The sequence below is a fragment of the Kamptonema sp. UHCC 0994 genome, assembly GCF_029167235.1.
Taxonomy (GTDB): domain Bacteria; phylum Cyanobacteriota; class Cyanobacteriia; order Cyanobacteriales; family Microcoleaceae; genus Kamptonema.
The window spans coordinates 1-20,871 of record NZ_JARFTR010000129.1 but is presented as its reverse complement, the minus strand read 5'-3'; the positions used below and the strand labels follow the sequence as shown (position 1 = coordinate 20,871).

Sequence of the window (20,871 nt, the reverse complement as noted above, 5' to 3'; positions counted from 1 at the left end):
GGTTATTTGACCGCCAGGATGGCGGCGTTACAAATATTTTTGCGTAAGTTCTATAGTCGGTATAAAATACTGGAAACTGGGGTGTCGGTATCAGCAAGAAGCTAATGGCTCTTGCAAATTGCTTTATTACCAATTACCGCTAAAATTTTTCTATGACTCGCAACATTTACGCGCTGCTAGTTGGGATTGACCAGTATCTCCCCCCAGTCGCACCTTTGAGAGGTTGTGTTAACGATATTACGGCCTTTGAAGAGTATCTGCAATCGCGTGTCACCTCTGACGATGACTACCAACTCCACCTCCTCACCCTCAAAAATCAACAAGCTACCCGCGAAGCAATTATCGACGGTTTCCGCAAACACCTCAACCAAGCTAATCGCAACGATATTGTACTATTTTATTACAGCGGACATGGTTCTCAAGAACCCGCACCGCCGGAATTTTGGCACTTAGAACCTAACCGCCTCCACGAATCTCTGGTTTGTTGGGATTCCCGTCAAGAAGGTGGGTGGGATTTGGCCGATAAAGAATTAGCAAAACTGATATCTGAGGTTGCCAAAAAAGACCCGCACATTACAATTATTATGGATTGCTGCCATTCCGGTTCTGGCACTCGGAATTTGGAATTGCAGGAAACTGGGGTAAGGCGAACACCTGCAAATAGGCGATCGCGACCGATAGAAAGTTTTATCTTAAACTCAGAAGAAATTAGTAACTTAGTATCAACATCTCGCAGTCCCGAACAAAATCCTACTGGCTGGAGCATACCACGCGGTCGTCACGTTTTACTAGCAGCTTGTCGCGACTGTGAAGAAGCGAAGGAATATTACGGTACTGGACAACATCGCGGCGCTTTTTGCTATTTTCTTTTAGATACTTTGCAACGCGCTAATGGTAGTTTAACTTACCGGGATGTATTTAAACGTACTAATGCTTTAGTCCGCAGCAAAGTTGCCTCTCAGTCGCCGCAGTTGGAAGCGACAAATTTAGAAGATTTAGACCAGCCGTTTTTAGGCGGCGCGATCGCAAAACGCACTCCTTATTTTACTGTCAGTTATCATCAAGAGTACGGCTGGATAATTGACGGCGGCGCAGTACACGGTATCGCGCCAGTAGTAGGGGAAGAAACGACGCGGTTAGCTTTGTTTGCAATGGATAGTAATCCCGAAGATTTGCAGCAACTTTCTAACTCCTTTGCAGAAGCTGATGTCACCGAAGTTATGCCCCAAGTCAGCAAGATTTCCTGTACAACTGTAGATAACTCACTGGATGTAGAAAAAACTTTCAAGGCAGTTGTTACTAGCCTACCGATGCCGCCTTTGGGTGTTTGTATTGAAGGAGAAGAAGCAGGCGTAAAACTAGCAAGAGAAGCGTTACAGCAAGCGGGGCCGGAAGGTCAAGTTTCGATGTATGTTGGGGAAGTAGAAACAGCAATTCAAGCTGAATTTCGGTTAATTGCTCGTAATGGCGAGTATATCATTGCTCGGCCCACAGACGATCGCCCGTTGGTGGCTCAAATTTCTGGTTATAACCAAGGTAATGCTAATTTAGCGATCGCGCGTTTGGAACACATCGCCCGTTGGACGAATATCGCTGAACTTTCTAGTCCCGCCTCCAGTCGGATTGACCCCGATGCAGTGGAAGTGAAAATCTATCAGGGTGAAGCCGAAATTGAAGCGCAACAAATTCGCTTAGAATATAAGTATGAAAATGGCAAATGGCAGCAGCCAACTATTAGGATAAAATTAATCAATCGTAGCAACGAGCCGCTTTACTGTGCCTTATTAGATTTAACCGAAACTTACGCGATTTTAACGGGATTTTTTGCCTCTGGCGGTGTTTGGCTGCAACCAAGAGAATGCGTATTTGTTTTAGGGGGAAATCCGATTTATGCCACAGTTCCGAAAGAACTCTGGGAACAGGGAATTACTGAGTTTAAAGATATCCTAAAATTGATCGTCAGTACAGCAGAATTTGATGCAACATTGCTGGAACAAGAAAGGTTAGATGCGCCTCGAACTCGTGCAATTAAGATTGCGGGAAAGGGAGGAAAAAGCGTTCTGAATCGCTTGATGAACCGCGTACAAACTCGCGATCTTTTATCTCAACCAGAGAAGGATGAAGTATGGGATGATTGGGTGACATCTCAGATTACATTTACCACTGTTCGGCCGCAGGAAACGACACCGATACCCCAAACGGGAGAAGCAGTTTCCTTGGGTGCGGGTGTAGAAATGCGATCGCATCCCAGTTTAAAGGCAAATGCGCGTTTAACGACGATTCCCCAAGCGACGCGGGATGTAGGTAATATGATTTTGCCGCCAATTTTGCGGGATAATCCAGAGTTGATCCAGTCTTTCCAATTTACAGCCAGTCGCGGTACTGACCCCGGATTGAGTGCGTTAGAGCTCAGCAATGTGGAAGATGCAGCGGCCGTAACGCCCGAACAGCCGCTAGAATTGATAATTGATGCGCCATTGGCTGAAAATGAGGCGCTGATTGGGATTGGCTATGATGGGGAATTTTTCGTGCCGGCGGGGTTGGGGAAAAGGAGCGATCGCGGCCAAACAGAGATAAAATTAGATCGGTTGCCCGATCCGGTATCATCGGGAAGTCGCAGTCTCGGCGGTTCTGTCCGCATCTTTTTCCAGAAAGTCGCCCTGCAAAAATTGGGCTACGATTACGAATATCCGATTTTAGCGATCGCCGCTCTTCTCACAAGCGATAAAGTATCTTATGAGAAAGACATTCACGAAGTGAGAAGGCAGGTGGCCAAGGCTCAGCGGATTCTGCTTTTCACCCACAGCATTCTCGGCGATACTCAAAAAATGGTTCCTGGCATCGGGCAAGTAGCGGTACAAGCAAACGGTGAGGAGCGCCCTCTCAGCGAGCTTTACGACCTCGTTCTCACTTTTGATTATGAAAGTATAAACACTCCCATTGAGGAGAATGCGAGATCGTTAAAGCACCGCTTGGAGTTGGCTGGACTGGGCGCGAATCATGGCAAAGTGCTGCACATCGTAGCCCAAGGAATGGGCGGCTTAGTGGCGCGGTGGTTCATTGAACAAGAACAGGGCAATCGAGTTGTGCAGCACTTAGTGCTATTGGGGCCGCCGAATGGCGGTTCTCCCTGGGCGACGGTGCAGAGTTTGGCGAAAACGGCGTTACTAAGTGCGATCAATGGGGTGACTGCGATCGCGCCTCCGGTAAAGTGGCTCAGCGATTTGGTACTAAAGGGGACTGTAGAAGCTGCAAGCGTCTCTCTAGCTCAAATGCAGCCGGGATCGGAGTTCCTGAAGAAGCTGGCGGCGAGTCCCGATCCTGATATTCCTTATACAGTGTTAGCCGGTAATCAGTCCATCCAGCCAGCGGCGCTGGCCCAGAGGAACGGCCAAGCGAGTACCTTCGAGCGCATGATGCAGAAGGCGGGGGGAATGACTGGGAATATGGCGATGTTTGGTCAACCCAATGATATCACGGTCAGTGTCGCTTCTATGAAGCAGTTGGGTTTGGGAAGAAAGCCGCAGATTTCGGAGGTTGGCTGCGATCATTTCAGTTATTTGAGCATTGCTGAGGGGTTGGAGGCCTTAGCGATCGCGCTTTCTAATGCTCCTGAAATGCCTCTTTTAGTGTCTTCTGGGCCTGTTGATGTGGAAGCGCGATCGGATGTTGCACCTGTGGAAGCGCCGCCAGTTGTGACTCCTGCTGTGGCTAAAGCAAATATTGAACCTGTATCGGTGTCTGCGGCTGCTGTTCCTCACAATGTTAGCAGAGCAGCCCCGGATTTGGTACATATAACTGTTGAGCGTCACTGGTTGATTGGGGGTTTTGCTGTAATTGTGACGTTGCTAAGTGCGATCGCGCTGATGAATGTCATGCTGTTAATGCGGCCTGTTCCTGAAGCGCCGAAGTTGGAGAATAAAAGTAGTCAACTCTTTTGAATTTTGGATTCGGGAGCGCGATCGCATTTAGACCGCGTTTTCTACAACTGTTATAATTTAAGTCAGATCAAATCCGATTGATTTGTTCTTATAGAATATAGATTCTTGTAGGGGCGGGTTCGCCAGTATCCTTAATTTCAAAGCCCAGATATTCATAAACCCGCCCCGCCCATACAAGAAAGAAAAGACCGGACAGGATATCAGTTTGAACTAAAGAGGTGGAACATGACGGCATCAATAGACATTCACCAAAGAGCGATTGAATTAATTGACAAATTGCCCAAGGAAATGTTAACAGAAGCAGTTACACTCCTCGAATCTTTGTCTTTAAAGGCTAATCAACTAGGAGATGAAACCGCGTTAGATTCAGAAGAATATGCTTTGCTAGAAATTATTCAGCGTTATTTGTCATTAGAAGAACAAACACGGCTGGATTATCTGCGCGAACAGAATGAATGGAAACAGATAACCGAGGCAGAACATCTTAAGCAGAGAGAGGAAAGTGTTATAATACCTCTAGCATAACTCAGCCGAATATTTTTAACCCTACTAATCGCAACTATGACCCTCAAAGAATTGCAACCACAACTTTTGGCATTAACGCCAGATGAGAAAGCCCAAGCCATACAAATATTAGCCCAAAGTTTAAGTAACAGTTGGCAAGGAATTGAAAAGACTCCCGGCGTGATGGGCGGCGAGGCCTGTATTAGACAAACGCGCATTCCTGTTTGGCTGCTAGCCAGCTATCGCCATCAAGGTGCGTCTGATGCCCATATTTTAGAAGGTCATCCCGATTTGAGTGCCGCAGATTTGGTGAATGCTTTTGCTTACGCTGATGCACATTCTTTGGAGATAGAAACAGCAATTCGAGAACAAGAAGAGGCATAACCTGTGGCTCGTCTTTATGCAGATGAACAATACCCATTTCCAGTGGTAAAATTACTGCGTGCTTTGGGGCATGATGTCCTCAGAGTTCAGGAAGCGGGGAAGGCTAACCAAAAAATTCCTGATGATGAAGTTCTAGCCTTTGCTACTAGCAATGACCGCGCTGTTTTGACAATCAATCGACCTGATTTTATTCGACTACATCGGTTAAACTCCGATCATGCAGGTATCATTGTCTGTACAAACGACCAAAATTGGGAACGGCAGGCTACACGGATTAATGAGGCGATTTCTACATTAGAAACATTGAGAGGTTTATTGATTAGAGTAAACCGTCCGTCGGAGTGAGGAGATAATCTGATAAAGAGAGTGTTATAATTACTCTGGGATGACTAAGTTGAATATTTTTGAGCATACCAATCGCAACTATGACACTCAAAGAATTGCAAGCGCAACTTTTGGCTTTAACCCCAGACGAGAAAGCCCAAGCCATACAAATATTAACCCAAAGTTTAAGTAACACTTGGCAAGGGATTGAAAAAACTCCTGGCGTATGTGGTGGTGATGCGTGTATCAGACAGACTAGAATTACAATTTGGGGACTGGTAAATGCTCGCCGTCTAGGTTACAGCGAAGCCGATCTCCTAGAGTCATATCCGAATTTGTATGCCGCTGATTTGGCAAATGCTTGGGCTTATGCTGAAGCATATCCTCATGAGATTGAAACGGCAATCCGAGAAAATGAGGAAGATTGAAAAGTGGCGCGTATATATGCAGATGAACAATACCCAATACAGGTCGTAGAATTACTACGCGCTTTGGGTCACGATGTCCTGAGAGTACAGGAAGCTGGAAATGCTAACCAAAAAATTCCTGATGAAGAAGTGCTAGCCTTTGCTATCAGGAATGACCGCGCCGTTTTGACTAACAATTGGCGTGATTTCATTAGGCTGCATATTTTGCAACCAGATCATGCTGGTATAATTGTCTGCAAAGACGACCGCAACTGGGAGCAACTAGCTACACGCATTAATGAAGCGATTTCTAGTGCGGAAACATTGAGAGGTTTATTGATTAGAGTAATCCGTCCACCGAAGTAAGTTTAGCAGCAGTAGGGTGCGTCAATCGAAACTATAGGGAGAGCGATCGCGTCTTTTCCAAAACAAAAAATAACTATTGAACAAAGGCAATAATTAGCATTCCTACACAAATAAAACTAATGGAATTTAAACGCTCTCTCGCAGTCGTCATCGGCATCAACGATTACAAAAATGGCATTTCTCCCCTGAGAACTGCTACTAACGATGCTAAAGAACTCGCCCGCATCCTTAAAAAACATCATAATTATGATGTAAAATTATTATTAGATTCAGAAGTTACCCGCGAAAAACTACAAATATTACTATTAGAAACCCTACCCCAAGAAGTAGGAGAAAACGATCGCATTCTATTCTACTTTGCCGGACACGGCATCGCCCTTGATAACGATGACGGGCCGGCAGGATACGTGATCCCGCAAGACGCACAACCCGGTGATAGCAGCACTTTTGTGCCGATGCAGCAGGTACACGATGCGATCGCATCCCTCCCCTGTCGCCACCTCCTCGCCATCCTTGACTGCTGCTTCGCCGGGGCCTTCCGCTGGGCCGCCACCCGCGATCTCCTCGCCTACCCCGAAGTCATCCACCAAGAAAGGTACGATCGCTTCATCAAAGACCCCGCATGGGTTGCGATCACCTCCGCATCCCACGACCAAAAAGCCCTCGATTCGCTATCATTAAAAGACGATCGCGGCATCAGTGGCAACCATTCCCCTTTCGCAGAAGCTTTATTTGACGGGCTCAGAGGCCGCGCCGACTTGTTCCCGCCGCCGAAAGACGGTCAACCTAGTGGTGATGGGGTGATCACTGCTACTGAACTTTTTTTATACGTGCGCGATCGCGTCGAACCCGACTCAGCAGAACAGCGCCACCGCCAAACTCCTGGAATGTGGCCGTTAGCAAAACACGATAAAGGCGAATTTATCTTCTTAGTTCCCGGTCACGAACTTAACTTACCACCAGCACCAGAACTCAATCGACAAAATAATCCCTATCGCGGTTTAGAATCTTTTGATGAAGAACACAGCAATCTGTTTTTTGGAAGGGAAAAGTTAATCGAAAAGTTGTATAATTTTGTCGAACAACATCCCTTAACTGTGGTTTTAGGCGCGTCAGGAACGGGTAAATCTAGTTTGGTTAAAGCGGGATTAATACCTCGCTGGCGAAACGGAAATTCAACGGTAAAAGCGAAAAGCAGGGCAATAACCGCAGATGAAGGTGAGGGAGAAATTGACAATTCATCCGTTGTTACAGTTATCGGGCCTTTACGACCAGGTGAATCTCCTTTAACCTCGCTGGCTAGAACACTTTTGTTGATAGATGAAAATATATCTAACCGCCAAGGTACAGATCGGAAAAAGCAGAGAAATGATATTCTACGGATTCAGAAATTGACTGAAGAATTGCGGCAAAATGTTGGTAAATTTGCCGATCTAGTTACTATTTGGAGTAGCGCTAATCCTCAGAAAAAGTTGCTGCTAGTGGTTGACCAATTTGAGGAATTGGTAACAATGTCTGATGAAGAGGAGCGATCGCTATTTTTGGCGCAACTTGAAAGCGCGATCGCAGCGCATCCAGAATCACTACGGCTTATACTTACTGTTAGGCTAGATTTTGAAGCTCAATTCCTTGATTCTGCTCTCAAAGCTTACTGGATAGACGCTCGCTTTGTCGTACCGCCGATGACTCAAGACGAGTTACGGCAAGCGATCGAGGGCCCAGCCTCCGAAAGAGTATTATACTTTGAGCCATCCAGTCTCACAGACCAATTGATTAACGAAGTCGTGCAGATGCCGGGAGCTTTACCGCTGCTTTCATTTACATTAAGTGAGCTTTATCTAAAGTATTTAGAAAGTCGGCGCAATAATCGGGCATTAAGTGAGAACGATTACAAACAATTGGGCGGCGTTGCGGGTTCTCTCACACAAAGAGCGACCGCCGAATATGATCAACTGGTGCAACTTGACAGCGCTTATCACGACACAGTAAGGCGCGTAATGCTTCGGATGGTGGCAGTTGAAGGTGGGGAATTGGCGCGGCGGCGGGTGGCGCGATCGGAGTTGGTTTATACAAATTTAAGTGAGAATCAGCGAGTAAGTGAGGTAATTCGGCGCTTTTCGGAAGCGCGGTTGCTCGTTGGAGGACAGGAAACTGGTGGTGAGGCTTATGTTGAGCCTGCTCACGATGCGATCGCGCGCGGCTGGGATAAGTTGCAACGGTGGAAAAATCAGGAACAGGAAACTTTGACGTTACAACGCTTATTAACTCCTGTCGCCAAGGAGTGGATTAATAATAAACAAGTTGGGTTTCTTTGGGATAACAATCCGCGTCTTGACTTGCTAGAACAGGTATTAATATCTGATGATAATTGGCTCAATCAATACGAATCAGAATTTATTAAACGTAGCATTCAACGCAGGCGAAATAACCGTTTGCGCGTTATTGCTGCTGTCGGCACATTTGTAACGGTTGTCAGTTTAGCTGCAATTATTGCCTTAATTCAGCGCAACCGTGCGATAGAAAATCAGATCGATGCTTTAGCTTCTTTGTCTGAATCTCAGTTACTTTCTAATCAACAGATTGATGCACTTTTAGCTGGAATAAAAGCGGGTAAGCAATTAAAAACAGCCATGAATGTCAGCGGCGATGTGGCTGTAGAAACTGTCGGCAGTTTACAGCAAGCTATTGATAATGGGAAGGAAAATAATCGATTAGAAGGACATGGCGATCGCGTGCAAGCGGTAAAATATAGTCCAGATGGGAAAATATTAGCAACTGCAAGTTCTGACAAAACCATAAAACTTTGGACTGCTGATGGTCGTCTTCTCCAAACTTTAACAGACAATGAAAGAAGTATAAACGATCTCAGTTTTAGTCCCGATGGCAAGCTGTTAGCTTCTGCAAGTTCCGATGGCACAGTTAAGCTTTGGAATATTGACGGCAACCTTATTAAAAGTTTCACCGGACATAGTGAAAAAGTAAACAGCATCAGTTTTAGTCCCGATGGTAAAATGTTAGCAACTGCCAGCGATGACAAAACTATAAAACTTTGGAACCTAGACGGTAGCTTAATCAAAACTTTGACAGGTCATACTGAAAGGGTAACGCGCATTAGTTGGAGTTCAGACAGCAAAAATATAGCATCAGTAAGTGAAGATAAAACCTTGAGATTATGGAGCATTAATAGCAATAAATCCAAGATTTGTAAAGGACATATTGATTATATTATGGATGTCAGCTTTAGTCCAGATGGTAAAATGATTGCAACGGCAAGTCTGGATAAAACAGTAAAGCTTTGGAAAAGTGATTGCACAATACTTGCTAATTTTGCAGAACAAGAAAAAGGAGCAATTAGTGTTAGTTTTAGTGCCGATGGTAAGATGTTGGCTTCTGGCAATGATGACTATACAGCCAGAGTTTGGAGTTTAGAACCAGGCGGTGCAGATGCAATTTTGCTTAATCAATTTAAGGGACATGGCGATCAGGTTACGAGTGTTAATTTTAGTCCAGATGGGAAGAATTTAGCAACAGCTAGCGCTGATAAAACTGTGAAAATCTGGCGTTTAGATGGCGATATTCCACTGCGACATGACAGTTTTATTGAGAGTGTAAGTTTCAATCCTGATGGTAAAACTTTTGCCTCAGCTAGTGCTGACGGACAGGTAAAATTATGGCACACTGCGGATAAAATTCTTTTAAAAACCATCAATTTATATAGTAGTAATAAGGTTTCATCTATTAGCTTTAGTCCTGATGGTAAGATTTTAGCTACTGGCAGCTATGACAAAACAGTGACACTTTGGAATGCAGCAGATGGAACACAGCTTAAAAATTTAGCAGCACATAACGAAGGCGTGACAAGTGTAGCCTTTAGTCCAAACGGTAATATTTTAGCTTCTGGCAGCGATGATAAGACAATTAAATTGTGGAATATAGCTGATGGAAAAATGCTAAAAAATATTGCTGAACATAGCGATGGAGTTACAAGTTTAGCTTTCAGTTTTGATGGCAAGTTTTTAGCTTCTGGTAGCAACGATAAAACAGTTAAATTGTTTAACTCTGACGGCACTTTAGCTAAAACTTTAGAGGGACATTCTCAGGCGGTGCAGGCGGTAGCTTGGCATCCTAACAGCAAAATTTTAGCTTCTGCAAGTGCTGACAATACTATTAAACTTTGGAATGCTGATTCTAGTAAGGAAATTCGGACTTTAACGGGACATCAAAATGCAGTAGTAAGTGTTAGTTTTAGTCATGATGGAAAGATTCTAGCTTCGGGAAGTGCTGATAATACTATTAAGTTGTGGAATGCTACAGATGGTACGCTGATTAAAACTCTAATTGGCCATCAGGGACAAGTTAAAAGCGTTGGTTTTAGTCCTGATGGAAAAGTCTTAATTAGCGGTAGCTACGATCGAACTATTAGTTTGTATAGTTTAGATTTAGATGATTTGTTGCGGCGAGGGTGCGATCGCCTCCAAGATTATCTCACAAATAATGTTAATCTCAAGGATAGCGATCGCAATATTTGCAAATAGCCAGTAATATCAAAAGTGAGTAAAAATCCTATAACATCTTCATAATTTCAACCAATGCTAACGGATTTGATACTACAACTCCGAAACAGCAAGTAGGCGCAAAATTGTATCAACATCACCTAACTCTCCCACAATCCGTCGCACCGGGTGCGGCCACACTTTAATCAAAGTAGGCGTAGCAGAAACTTGATCCGCTTCTGCTCGATCGGGGTGCTTAAAAACATCAATCACCTTCAAAGTATAGGGTTGACCAAGAGTTTGATCTAAAACCTGGTGCAAAGTGTTAAGAGTGCGCTCAGTAGCGGCGTTATTACCAGAAACAAACAAGCGTAAGACATATCCTTGAGTTTCCGATGGTGGGATAGGTTCTGCATCTGCATAAAGCGATCGCGCAACTCCCCCACTCCGCCGCCGTAACGCCAACAAGCTCCCCGCCTCACCTTCATTCTGAGAGTCACCACTCGGAAACTGTACAATTAACTCATGGTTTTCCCAAAGTTCAGGAAATTGGTTGTAATAAGTAGCGATCACCATCGGATTGCACAATTCCTCAACCCGGACGTGCCAAACTAAATCTCCAGTCTCAAACAGCGCATTAAGTAAAGTTTGGTGTCGCAAAACTGGGGGATAAGCTTCAGCCGAAATTCGCACTTGCTGAGTCTGGGGATCGAGCCATAGGTCAATAGTTGCTGTGTAACAAGGGACGAGAAAATGAGGAGGTTCTGACAAACCCAGCATTTCCTGTAAAGCTGCACATAAATGCAAATGCCATCGACTTTTTTTGCTGGGGTCGATACAGTAGATTAAATCTCCCCCAGGTGTAAAAAGTGCGATGCCTTTAAAAAGTTGCGGTAAGGCTGGGCGATCGGAATTCAAAGAAAAATACCAAAGAAATAGTTAATAGTTAACCGTTAACCGTTAACCGTTAACCGTTAACCGTTAACCGTTAACCGTTAACCGTTAACCGTTAACATCTTTATTTGCGATTAAACTCGACCTCGGAGCATTTGAGCCATTTCGTTCGGAGATGGCGACTGCTCGATACAAATCTCTTCAGTAATTCGACCTTCTTGATAAAGTCCATAAAGAGACTTGTTCATTGTTGTCATCCCCTCATAAGTATCCTTAATCATGATTTGGTTAATTTCCTCATTCTGCCCCTTCAGAATGTATTCCTTAACCACATCAGTATTGATTAGAATGTCATGGAAAGCAGCCCGCTTACCATCTGTAGTTTTACATAGCAATTGAGCAATAATTGCCACCAAGGACTCAGCGATTGAAACCCGCATAGCGGGCTGTTCTTCAGAGGAGAACATATCCAGCACCCGGGTCAGGGTTTTGATCGCGCTGTTCGTGTGCAGCGTCCCTGCTACTAAGTGACCCGTCTGGGCCGCTTTGAGAGCGATTTCCACCGTCTCTCTGTCCCGAATTTCTCCCACTAGCATCATGTCCGGGTCTTGCCGCAGAGCTCCTTTGAGAGCGTTAACAAACTTCAGGGTGTGCCGGCCGACTTCCCGGTGCTTGATCAAAGATTTGCGACTGGTATGTACAAATTCTACGGGGTCTTCAATGGTGATGATGTGGTGGGAGTTGTTCTTGTTAATATAGTCAATCATCGCGGCCATTGTGGTGGATTTTCCAGAACCCGTCGGCCCTGTCACCAAAATTAGGCCTTTGTGATAACCGCATATTTTCCTACAGACCTCCGGTAGCCTCAATTGCTCCATTGTCAAAATTTCCGCAGGAATTAGACGCAATACCATTGCTGGGCCAGCTAAGGAGTCAAAGGCGCTGATCCGAATCCGAGTAAAGCCAAAGTCAAAAGCGCCGTCAAAGTCTAAGTTTTTCTGGAAGTAGGCAATTTCCTCGTCTGTCATGCACTCCCGCAGCCAACTCATAAAAGTGTCTAAATCGGTTACGGGATAACCTGCATCGGTAATGTCGCCGCGTTTGCGGAAGCGAGGAAGTTCATTTACTCCCAAGTGAAGGTCAGAAATGCCCTCATCTTTAGCTCGCTGAATCAGCTCCTTCAAGGTGACGTTGCCGGCGGCTGGGCCTGGGCCTGAAGAACTTGGGGGTGCAGCGGCTGGAGGTGGAGCGGCTGGTGCAGCAGGTGGTGGCGGCGGTGGTGCTGCTGCTTTGGGTACGCCAGGAACTGGCGGCCTACCTCCTGGGGGCGGTGGTGGGGGAGCGCCGGGAACTGGAGGACGGGGTGCTGGCGGACGCTGTGATTGTGTCATAGTGCACTACCTTGTTTAGGGGGAAAGGTTGCTTGGGTAAAGGATTTATCCAGGTCTGGTAACGCTGAATTAGGATGCTGTGCGCTTTACTGAACAGCTTAGCTATTCAGACGGATCTATTTCAAGAGGATTTGACTCCCGGAGCGGGAAATCAAATATTCTTTCTCTAGCAGGATGGCAGTAAAATCGTTGTACAACCTAAGATAGATTTTACTAAGATTTATAAAAAAGTAGTAAACATCAACTTTTTTGTGGAACCATCGTAAAAATTGTGTGTTTAAGAATTCCCATGTGTTTAGATCGGCAAGTATCAAAATTGTTAAAGTTTTGCTAAAAGCTAGAATTTACATAATTTTTATCGTTACAATGACTGCTCTGTAGCAGGCGTTAGTTCTGTAGGCAAATAAATGAATTCGGTAGATTTGGCATTTTCTTCAGCCCTTGAACAGGCGCGGCTGATCCGCAGTGGTGAGGTGTCGCCGCTGGAGCTCGCTGAGCTTTACTTGGAAAGGATCGGGGGATTGGATTCTCAAGTGGGCAGTTATGTGACTGTGATGACGGAGGAGGCGATCGCACTCGCTAGATATCAAACTGAGCATTTAGCAAGAACTAGCGATCGCGCAAATTTGCCGCCTTTTTTGGGTGTGCCGATTTCGATTAAAGACCTTAATCCTGTTGCTGGTGTCCGCTGTACCTACGGAGTTCCGGCTTTGCTCAACAACATCGCTACCTATGATGATGGCACTGTAACCAAGATTAAAGGGGCTGGATTTAATATTCTGGGCAAAACTGCAACGGCTCAGGTGGGATCTTTGCCTTATACGGAACCGGAAGGTTTTCCACCGACACGCAACCCCTGGAATTTGGATTATACCCCTGGAGGGTCTAGTGGGGGGGCGGCGGCTGCTGTAGCGGCGGGGTTATGTGCGATCGCTCAAGGTTCTGACGGTGGTGGCTCAATTCGCGGCCCAGCTTTTTGTTGTGGTTTAGTGGGTATTAAACCCACGCGAGGGCGAGTTTCTCACGCGCCTGTAGGTGATTATCAAAGCGGTATTTCTACCAATGGCCCCTTGGCTCGGACTGTCAGAGATGCGGCGGCACTTTTGGATGTAATGTCGGGTTATATTACAGGCGATCCTTACTGGTTGCCAAACCCAGAATCATCATTTTTAGAGGCTGCTGACCAAAAATTGAGTAACTTGCGAATTGCTTTTTCGACGACAATTGCTCCGCTGGGAGAAGTCTCATCATCGTGTCAGCAAGCAGTAATGGATACGGTAAAGTTACTATCAGAATTAGGTCATAATATTGAACCTGGGTGTCCTGATTTTACTGGTTTAATTGAGCCGTTTAGTGTAATTTGGCAGTCAGGCGTAGCAGCTAGTGGGATTCCCGCCCCAGCACTAGAACCGATGAACCGCTGGCTATTAGATCGAACTCGTTCTGCTGGAGAATATCTGGGAGCTGTGTCTCAAATGCAAGTTATTGCCCGCCGGATTGTCGGTTTTTTTGATAACTTTGACGTGCTAGTATTGCCGACTTATATGTACCCACAAATTCGAGTTGGCGAGTGGGCAAATTTGACTCCAGAGGAAACATTGGAGAAAATTATTCACTGGATTGCTCCTTGTCCGCCTTTTAATGCTAGCGGTCAACCTGCGATCGCACTTCCTACGGGTTTAGATACTAATGGTTTACCCCTGGGAATTCAAATTATTGGTAGGCCGGGGGCGGAGGCTACTTTAATTGCTTTAGCGGCTCAGATTGAAGCGGCGAAACCTTTTCCAGTTTTGGATTTTTAGAGTGGCTTGTAGCTGCGTGATATACATGACAACATGGTTGTCGCTTGGGAATTCTGGATGAGTTGGCAACATATTAAGTGCTAAGCTTCAGATTAAGTGCTAAGCTTCAGAACGATGGGAATTACGGTTAACTATCGACGCATATCACCAGAAAAATTTGCTGAACTCCAAGGCAATCCTAAATTGGCTGAGGAATTTTTTAACGGTGAGGACTCCAGTTCCACCGCTCAAATAGATCGGTTGATGCAGGCTCAAGCTCAGAATGAACGTGAGTTGATGCAACAAATCTCAACACAAGTGCGAGAAGCATTATATCGAGATAAAGCAAGTGTTTATGCAGATAATCTAGACACGACTAAAACGCAACTCTCCATCGAGAAAGAGTGGCAAGCAATTCATTATCTACTGACTGGTGAGATTGCTTTTGATGAAACTCAAGCTGAACCACCGCTGAGTAATGTAGTCTTGGGCGGTAGACCAACCAAATTTAAGGCTAGCTATGGTTATGTTCGTTATCTAACACCTGATGAAGTTAAGGAGATTGCTCTAGCTCTGAATCAAGTTTCGAGAGAAGAGTTGCGAACTAGATTTGATAGTGGAAATGCAAAAATTTATGCCCAAGAGGAGCAGTGGGATGAAGAATCTTGGATGTTTTTGATGAACGTTCAGGACGATCTAGTTCGTTTCTTCAACGAGGCTGCTGCAAATAATCAAGTAATTCTCATATCATCGGATTAACTAGGCGATCGCACTTTGGGTTTCTTCTTCTCTCCGAGATTTATTCCATTTACAGAAGTTTACCCGACATGGAAAACTTTTGACAGTATTGGTGATATATCTACATATAGTCCGAGCGAGTTAAAGATGATTATGCGACCAAAATTCAGATATCTGTCTTCAGCGGTAAGTATAGCAAGCGCGATCGCCCTCAGCAGCCTGGGCTGGATGGCAACCCCTGTACAAGCTGCTGAAACGGTAGTCATTCGCAAAGGAATTTTTGAGTCGTCGATCGCAGTGGCAGATTTGCGATCGCTTGTGGAAACGGGTAAACTCCCAGAAAGTCTGCAAAACTATGCTGCGTTGCTCTCATCTCAACAGCGCAGCCAAATCTACGGTGCTCTGAAAACGAAAATTCAACTCAACGTCGTCACCGTTAGCAACCTGCTAAATACCCAAATTGGCACCGGTATCCTCGCGGATCTCGCTACTGTCACGCCTCGCCGCGACGGTGCGGGTGTACAAGCGCTACGAGCCGCGATGGTACTGGGATCGACAGCGCCAGAGGGTTTGTCTGTACTCAGCTTTATCGAAGCTTATCCGGGCCAACGGATGATCGTTGACTTGGATCGCGCTTTTGCAGTCATGCAAAACTTAAATGCAGGTTTTTGGCAAACACAGCGGTTTATGGCTGCGATCGCACCTCAATTAGCGGCCACCAACCCCAACATCAAACTACCCTTCGATCCCACCCAAGCTGGCCCTAACTCTGTAAAGGTACTTAAATTAGACTTATTTGATAGTCAGCGCAACCGCCGCATTCCCCTCGATGTCTACTCGTCAGCGGCGACAACTGCTGACAAACCAGTAATTGTATTTTCTCACGGCTTGGGTTCCATCCGCACAGACTTGCAGTATTTAGCAGAACATTTAGCCTCTTACGGCTATGCAGTCGCCGCCTTAGAACACCCTGGTAGCAATGCGGATCATACTAACGCTGCGATCGCAGGTAAAGGATTAATTTTAGAAGCACAAGAATTTATAGATCGACCCAAAGATATCAGTTTTGTCCTCGATGAACTCGCCAAACTCAATCAAAGTGATGGTTCCCTGCGAGGAAAATTAGCCACAGACAATGCAATGATCGTTGGTTATTCCTTCGGCGGAGCGACTGCATTATCAGTTGCAGGGGCCCAAATGCAACTGACAAGGCTCAAACAACGCTGTCAGAGCAAATTAATTACATTCAGCTTAGGAGAAGGCATTCAGTGCGCGGCGGCTGGACTTCCACAAGATAGCTATCAACTACGCGATCCTCGGATTAAAAGAGCGATCGCGATGAATCCTACCACATCTTTACTATTTGGCGAAACAGGATTGAGTGCGATCGCAGTTCCCACCCTCGTAGTTGCCGGTTCCGCCGACAAAACCACTCCCGCCTTATCCGAACAAATCGCAGGATTTTCCACAATCCCCTCCCCTAAATGGCTAGTCGGTTTTGTTGGTGGTACGCATTTGAGCGTAAAAGATCCCAGCGCGACTTTAGATCAGGCAGACAAACCGAGTACAGCGGTGACAGGGGATGAAGTTGTCGGGGTTCGCGCCGTTAGCGTTCGCAACTACATCAAAGCTATTACTTTGGCGATGGCCGCTCAACTCACTCCCGATGCTGAGAAATATGCAATATTTCTAACACCAGAATATGCACAATTTGCCTCTACATCTGCAATTCCAGTGCGGTTAGTTACAGAGATTCCCGCTGAAGCTGAGGCGATAGTACAAAGTTTTATCAAGCAGGAGCAATAGACACCTCTAATAACATTTAAACCTTCCCCTTCTTTCCCTTCTTTCCCTAGCCCCTAGCCCCTAGCCCCTAGCCCCTAACCGCCTTGGCGGTTGCTATAATTGATGCTGAAAGAACTCGTCTCAGAAAAGTGTAGGGAAACGGCATTGCCGTTTCCCTACTCTGTGATGTTTAGTTAATCTGAAGTAAAAAATTACTTACAACTGCTTCACTTCAGATACCAACTTGGCAACCACATCCTTAGCGCCACCAAACAGCATCATCGTTTTATCCTTGTAGAAAAGCTCATTATCTACACCAGAAAAACCAGCATTCATCCCGCGCTTAATTACGATTGTATGCTTCGCCCTTTCTACTTCTAGAATTGGCATTCCATAAATCGGACTAGCTGTATCGTGACGGGCCGCTGGATTTACCACATCATTTGCCCCAATTACTAGAGCTACATCAGTCTCATCAAACAAAGGATTGATGTCATCCATATCGTACAATTGCGGATAAGGCACGTTCGCTTCTGCTAATAGTACGTTCATGTGTCCCGGCATCCGTCCGGCTACTGGGTGAATCGCATATTTGACATCAACGCCGAGGCCTTCCAATTGATCTGCCAATTCGCGGACAGCGTGCTGTGCTTGGGCTACGGCCATCCCATAACCAGGAATGATCACGACCGATCGCGCATAGCCTAACATCATCGCGCTTTCTTCCATGTCTATGCTGCGAATAGTCTTGTCGATCGCACCACCAGCAGCAGCAGTCGTCGCCCCGCCACCGCTACTACCAAAGGCACTAAACAAAACGCTTGCTAGAGAACGGTTCATCGCCTTACACATAATCTGTGTGAGGATGATCCCAGAAGCGCCTACCAGTGCGCCCGCAATGATTAGCATATTGTTCATCAAAATGAACCCAGCTACACTCGCAGCGATCCCCGAATAGGAGTTCAGCAGCGAGATCACTACAGGCATATCGCCGCCGCCAATTGGCAACACAAACATCACGCCCAGGATGTTAGAAATTGCAACTAAAGCCAGGAAGAGAGGGAAATTTTCGGGATCGAAGACTAAATAAGCGCTACCGACTAACAGCGCGATCGCTAATCCAGCATTTATCGGTTGCTGAAAGGGAAAGGTAATCGGCGCACCGGGAAGCAATTCTTGCAATTTACCAAAAGCCAATAAGCTGCCAGTAAAGGTGATCCCGCCAATCAACACGCCTAAAACGATCGTGATCGTAGTATCAGGTGTCGGTGATTCTGGGATGCTGAGGTAGCGCCAAAATTCGCCGACGGCAACTAAGGCAGAAGCCGCACCACCAAAGCCATTGAGCAAACCTACCATCTGCGGCATATCTGTCATTGCCACAGTTTTCGCCATGATTGTTCCCAAAATGGAACCAGCGATGATACCGACGACAATTAGTTCGTAGCTGACAACTTGACGTTCCAGCAATGTACCAACGATCGCGATCGCCATCCCAATCGCAGCTAAAACATTACCTTGACGCGCCGTTGCTGGCGATCCCAATTGTTTCAAACCAATGATGAATAATGACGCAGCTACTAAATAGCTTAACTGAATGCCACTAGGCAGAAAATCGCTCATAAGTCCTCAAAGAAAGTAGAAATCGTGAAGTTAACAAAGAATCCCATTTCCAAAGGGTGGAAAGTCTTAAGCTTTCACTTCTTTTTTCTTGAACATTTGCAACATCCGATCTGTCACTAAGAAGCCGCCGACGACGTTAATTGTCGCCAAAGCGATCGCGATCGTCCCTAAAATTGACGTGACGCTAACATTTCCCTGACCAGAAATCAAAATCGCACCCAAAACCGCGATCCCAGAAATCGCATTAGAACCAGACATTAAGGGTGTGTGCAGCGTTGGTGGAACTTTGTTAATTACTTCAAAGCCCACGAAAGACGCTAAAACAAACACTACTAAACCTGCAATCAATCCTGATGCCATAAATTTTGGTAATTGGTAATTGGTAATCGGTAACTGTTAACTGTTAACTGTTAACTGTTAACTGTTGAGCGTTGATGCCTAAAGCTTCGCGTACCCGCTGATTGCGGATTTCGCCAGAGTGAGCGACGCAAGCTCCAGCAATGATATCGTCTTCAAAATTCAAATTGAGGGCCTTATCTTTCACCATCAACTGAAGTAAAGATGAAATGTTTTTCGAGTAGGTTTCGCTGGCGTGTACCGGCATCGAAGATGGCAAATTAATCGGGCCGATCACAGTGACACCATTCCACAACACATCTTTTCCAGGTTCGGTGCATTCGCAGTTTCCACCTTGCTCAGCAGCTAGGTCAACAACTACCGATCCCGGCTTCATTTGAGCTACCATTTCTCTGGTAACAAGCACGGGCGCTTTCCGGCCTGGAACTTGAGCGGTAGTAATTACTGCATCTGATGCGCCGACGTGCTGCGTGAGCACTTCGCGGGTGTATTGCTTGGAGGCTTCGGAAAGTTCCTTAGCGTAGCCGCCAGCGGCGACTGTTTCTTCCTTGAGTTCAACATCAATGAACTTAGCGCCCAAGCTTTGCACTTGTTCTTTAACTTCGGGCCGGATGTCGAAGGCTTCCACTACTGCGCCGAGGCGACGTGCGGTAGCGATCGCCTGTAAGCCCGCCACACCAGCACCCATCACTAGCACTTTTGCAGGGCGAATTGTACCCGCTGCGGTGGTTAACATGGGAAAATATTTAGGCAAACTCGCGGCAGCGATCAGCACTGCTTTATAACCAGCGACGTTAGCCTGAGATGACAGAGCATCCATGCTTTGAGCGCGGCTGGTGCGGGGGATCATTTCCATACTGAAGGCCGTTACTTGGCGCTCAGCCAAACGCTGCACTAAAGCGGGGTTTCCCAAGGGGTTGAGAAATCCGATAAATACTGAACCTTCGCGCAACTGATGAATTTCTGACTCTTGCAGTGCGCCAATTTTCAGCACTACATCCGCCTCGCCCCACAGTGCGGCGGTATCGGCTACAATCTTTGCTCCTACTGCTTCGTAAGCAATATCGGAGAAGAAGGATTGCTCGCCAGCACCGGCCTCAACCAACACTTCAATGCCCTGTTTTACTAACTTGGCTACAGCGTCGGGTATTAAGGCTACTCGGCGCTCGCCGGCCTCGACTTCTTTCGCGATCGCTACTTTCATAAACTCTCCTTAAACTTTAGTTGGAATTCTGGGATTGCCACTTAACAGGATAGAGCTTGCCTTTTCAAGCTTGGGTTCTGATGCGCTAGATATTGTTGCGCTAGGGGACTCTATCCTGAGAGCAATAAAGCCACTCGCGCATCCGGGCCAGGAGTGCGATTTCCACTCTGAGGCCGGACGACTTCAGCACCAGCGGCAAATAATCGGGTGTTATGTTCAAACTTCCAGCGCAATAAACTTCTCCTTGTTGATGGTAACGGCGATCTTCAAGGTCAAGCCAGTTCTTTAACTTGTCTTATACATTGTTAATAAGGTTAAACTGCTGGGTCTTTGGGGTGACATCATATATCAACCCACTACGCGGTTCTGTAACTTTAATGTCAAAGAGGGTTATCGGCAGTTGACAAAATACCGAGAATTACCTACATTTTAAACAGGTAATTCTCGGTAAAGCAGTGGACAGACTAATTAGTATAGGCGAACTAGCGGAACTCAAAGCCGGAGCGTGTAGACACCATTAGGCGTTGGGAGAGCGATGGAAAAATTAAATCAGTTCGGATCTGAACTTATTTTTGCTGTATGTGAGTACCACGATATTGAAGTAATCATACTAAACAAAAAAGAGGATGCAACCTTTGAAGAGGATTTAGCATCGGATGTTCTGGAAATTATCACAGTC

At 45.9% G+C, this 20,871-nt stretch carries 16 protein-coding genes and 1 pseudogene; 11 read left to right on the top strand and 6 right to left on the bottom strand.

The genetic code is table 11. The features are described from left to right. Positions 1 to 152: 152 nt before the first annotated feature. The 7 genes from PY364_RS12700 to PY364_RS12670 all read left to right on the top strand — a co-directional run bounded on the left by PY364_RS12700 (position 153) and on the right by PY364_RS12670 (position 10,461). Positions 153 to 3,941, top strand: a complete 3,789-nt coding sequence (locus PY364_RS12700) for a caspase family protein (protein WP_275522980.1) — start codon at positions 153 to 155, stop codon at positions 3,939 to 3,941. 225 nt (positions 3,942 to 4,166) lie between these two features. Further along, positions 4,167 to 4,466 carry a hypothetical protein gene (locus tag PY364_RS12695; RefSeq protein ID WP_275522979.1) on the top strand — a complete coding sequence of 100 codons (300 nt, stop codon included), beginning with the start codon at positions 4,167 to 4,169 and terminating at the stop codon, positions 4,464 to 4,466. A 36-nt stretch (positions 4,467 to 4,502) separates the two neighbouring features. Further along, positions 4,503 to 4,829 carry a DUF433 domain-containing protein gene (locus PY364_RS12690; RefSeq protein ID WP_275522977.1) on the top strand — a complete coding sequence of 109 codons (327 nt, stop codon included), beginning with the start codon at positions 4,503 to 4,505 and terminating at the stop codon, positions 4,827 to 4,829. Between the two features lie 3 nt (positions 4,830 to 4,832). After that, positions 4,833 to 5,174: a DUF5615 family PIN-like protein gene (locus PY364_RS12685; protein WP_275522976.1), complete on the top strand. Its 342-nt coding sequence runs from the start codon at positions 4,833 to 4,835 to the stop codon at positions 5,172 to 5,174. An 80-nt stretch (positions 5,175 to 5,254) separates the two neighbouring features. Next, positions 5,255 to 5,581 (top strand): DUF433 domain-containing protein, encoded by a 327-nt coding sequence (locus tag PY364_RS12680; protein ID WP_275522975.1) that lies wholly within the window; start codon positions 5,255 to 5,257, stop codon positions 5,579 to 5,581. Positions 5,582 to 5,584: 3 nt separating this feature from the next. Next, complete coding sequence (locus tag PY364_RS12675; protein ID WP_275522974.1) at positions 5,585 to 5,926, top strand: DUF5615 family PIN-like protein; 342 nt, start codon at positions 5,585 to 5,587, stop codon at positions 5,924 to 5,926. A 119-nt stretch (positions 5,927 to 6,045) separates the two neighbouring features. Next, the gene (locus PY364_RS12670; RefSeq protein ID WP_275522973.1) at positions 6,046 to 10,461 is read left to right on the top strand and encodes a caspase family protein; all 4,416 of its coding nucleotides are present in this window, start codon (positions 6,046 to 6,048) and stop codon (positions 10,459 to 10,461) included. A 72-nt stretch (positions 10,462 to 10,533) separates the two neighbouring features. On the opposite strand, the gene PY364_RS12665 is transcribed toward PY364_RS12670, so the two are convergent. Together PY364_RS12665 and PY364_RS12660 are read right to left on the bottom strand one after the other, a co-directional pair. Continuing rightward, positions 10,534 to 11,337: a circadian clock KaiB family protein gene (locus PY364_RS12665; protein ID WP_275522972.1), complete on the bottom strand. Its 804-nt coding sequence runs from the start codon at positions 11,335 to 11,337 to the stop codon at positions 10,534 to 10,536. A gap of 110 nt (positions 11,338 to 11,447) precedes the next feature. After that, positions 11,448 to 12,704: a type IV pilus twitching motility protein PilT gene (locus PY364_RS12660; protein ID WP_275522970.1), complete on the bottom strand. Its 1,257-nt coding sequence runs from the start codon at positions 12,702 to 12,704 to the stop codon at positions 11,448 to 11,450. Between the two features lie 407 nt (positions 12,705 to 13,111). Between PY364_RS12660 and PY364_RS12655 the strand changes: the two genes are divergently transcribed. The 3 genes from PY364_RS12655 (at position 13,112) to PY364_RS12645 (ending at position 17,029) form a co-directional block, all read left to right on the top strand. Then, the gene (locus PY364_RS12655) at positions 13,112 to 14,506 is read left to right on the top strand and encodes an amidase (protein ID WP_275522969.1); all 1,395 of its coding nucleotides are present in this window, start codon (positions 13,112 to 13,114) and stop codon (positions 14,504 to 14,506) included. A 96-nt stretch (positions 14,507 to 14,602) separates the two neighbouring features. After that, a complete protein-coding gene (locus PY364_RS12650) occupies positions 14,603 to 15,244 on the top strand; it encodes a YfbM family protein (RefSeq protein ID WP_275522968.1) in 642 nt (213 codons plus the stop codon). A 126-nt stretch (positions 15,245 to 15,370) separates the two neighbouring features. Further along, the gene (locus tag PY364_RS12645; protein WP_275522966.1) at positions 15,371 to 17,029 is read left to right on the top strand and encodes an alpha/beta hydrolase; all 1,659 of its coding nucleotides are present in this window, start codon (positions 15,371 to 15,373) and stop codon (positions 17,027 to 17,029) included. A 195-nt stretch (positions 17,030 to 17,224) separates the two neighbouring features. Here the strand turns inward: PY364_RS12645 and PY364_RS12640 are convergent, their stop codons facing one another. The 4 genes from PY364_RS12640 to PY364_RS12625 form a co-directional block, all read right to left on the bottom strand. Further along, positions 17,225 to 18,631: an NAD(P)(+) transhydrogenase (Re/Si-specific) subunit beta gene (locus PY364_RS12640; RefSeq protein WP_275522965.1), complete on the bottom strand. Its 1,407-nt coding sequence runs from the start codon at positions 18,629 to 18,631 to the stop codon at positions 17,225 to 17,227. Between the two features lie 66 nt (positions 18,632 to 18,697). Further along, positions 18,698 to 18,991 (bottom strand): NAD(P) transhydrogenase subunit alpha, encoded by a 294-nt coding sequence (locus PY364_RS12635; protein WP_275522964.1) that lies wholly within the window; start codon positions 18,989 to 18,991, stop codon positions 18,698 to 18,700. A gap of 43 nt (positions 18,992 to 19,034) precedes the next feature. Beyond that, entirely contained in the window at positions 19,035 to 20,192 is a 1,158-nt protein-coding gene (locus tag PY364_RS12630; RefSeq protein ID WP_275522963.1) for a Re/Si-specific NAD(P)(+) transhydrogenase subunit alpha, read from the bottom strand. A 110-nt stretch (positions 20,193 to 20,302) separates the two neighbouring features. Next, on the bottom strand, positions 20,303 to 20,425 hold the full coding sequence (locus tag PY364_RS12625) for a hypothetical protein (protein ID WP_275522961.1): 123 nt from the start codon (positions 20,423 to 20,425) through the stop codon (positions 20,303 to 20,305). Positions 20,426 to 20,730: 305 nt separating this feature from the next. Here PY364_RS12625 and PY364_RS12620 point away from each other — a divergent pair. Beyond that, positions 20,731 to 20,871 (top strand): annotated as a pseudogene (locus tag PY364_RS12620) (IS607 family transposase); the annotation flags it as partial.

Excerpts from the sequence above, each read along its gene's own strand:
- PY364_RS12700 (WP_275522980.1), top strand. The coding sequence starts at position 153 with ATGACTCGCAACATTTACGCGCTGCTAGTTGGGATTGACCAGTATCTC.
- PY364_RS12695 (WP_275522979.1), top strand. The coding sequence starts at position 4,167 with ATGACGGCATCAATAGACATTCACCAAAGAGCGATTGAATTAATTGAC.
- PY364_RS12690 (WP_275522977.1), top strand. The coding sequence starts at position 4,503 with ATGACCCTCAAAGAATTGCAACCACAACTTTTGGCATTAACGCCAGAT.
- PY364_RS12680 (WP_275522975.1), top strand. The coding sequence starts at position 5,255 with ATGACACTCAAAGAATTGCAAGCGCAACTTTTGGCTTTAACCCCAGAC.
- PY364_RS12670 (WP_275522973.1), top strand. The coding sequence starts at position 6,046 with ATGGAATTTAAACGCTCTCTCGCAGTCGTCATCGGCATCAACGATTAC.
- PY364_RS12660 (WP_275522970.1), bottom strand. The coding sequence starts at position 12,704 with ATGACACAATCACAGCGTCCGCCAGCACCCCGTCCTCCAGTTCCCGGC.
- PY364_RS12655 (WP_275522969.1), top strand. The coding sequence starts at position 13,112 with ATGAATTCGGTAGATTTGGCATTTTCTTCAGCCCTTGAACAGGCGCGG.
- PY364_RS12645 (WP_275522966.1), top strand. The coding sequence starts at position 15,371 with ATGATTATGCGACCAAAATTCAGATATCTGTCTTCAGCGGTAAGTATA.
- PY364_RS12640 (WP_275522965.1), bottom strand. The coding sequence starts at position 18,631 with ATGAGCGATTTTCTGCCTAGTGGCATTCAGTTAAGCTATTTAGTAGCT.
- PY364_RS12635 (WP_275522964.1), bottom strand. The coding sequence starts at position 18,991 with ATGGCATCAGGATTGATTGCAGGTTTAGTAGTGTTTGTTTTAGCGTCT.
- PY364_RS12630 (WP_275522963.1), bottom strand. The coding sequence starts at position 20,192 with ATGAAAGTAGCGATCGCGAAAGAAGTCGAGGCCGGCGAGCGCCGAGTA.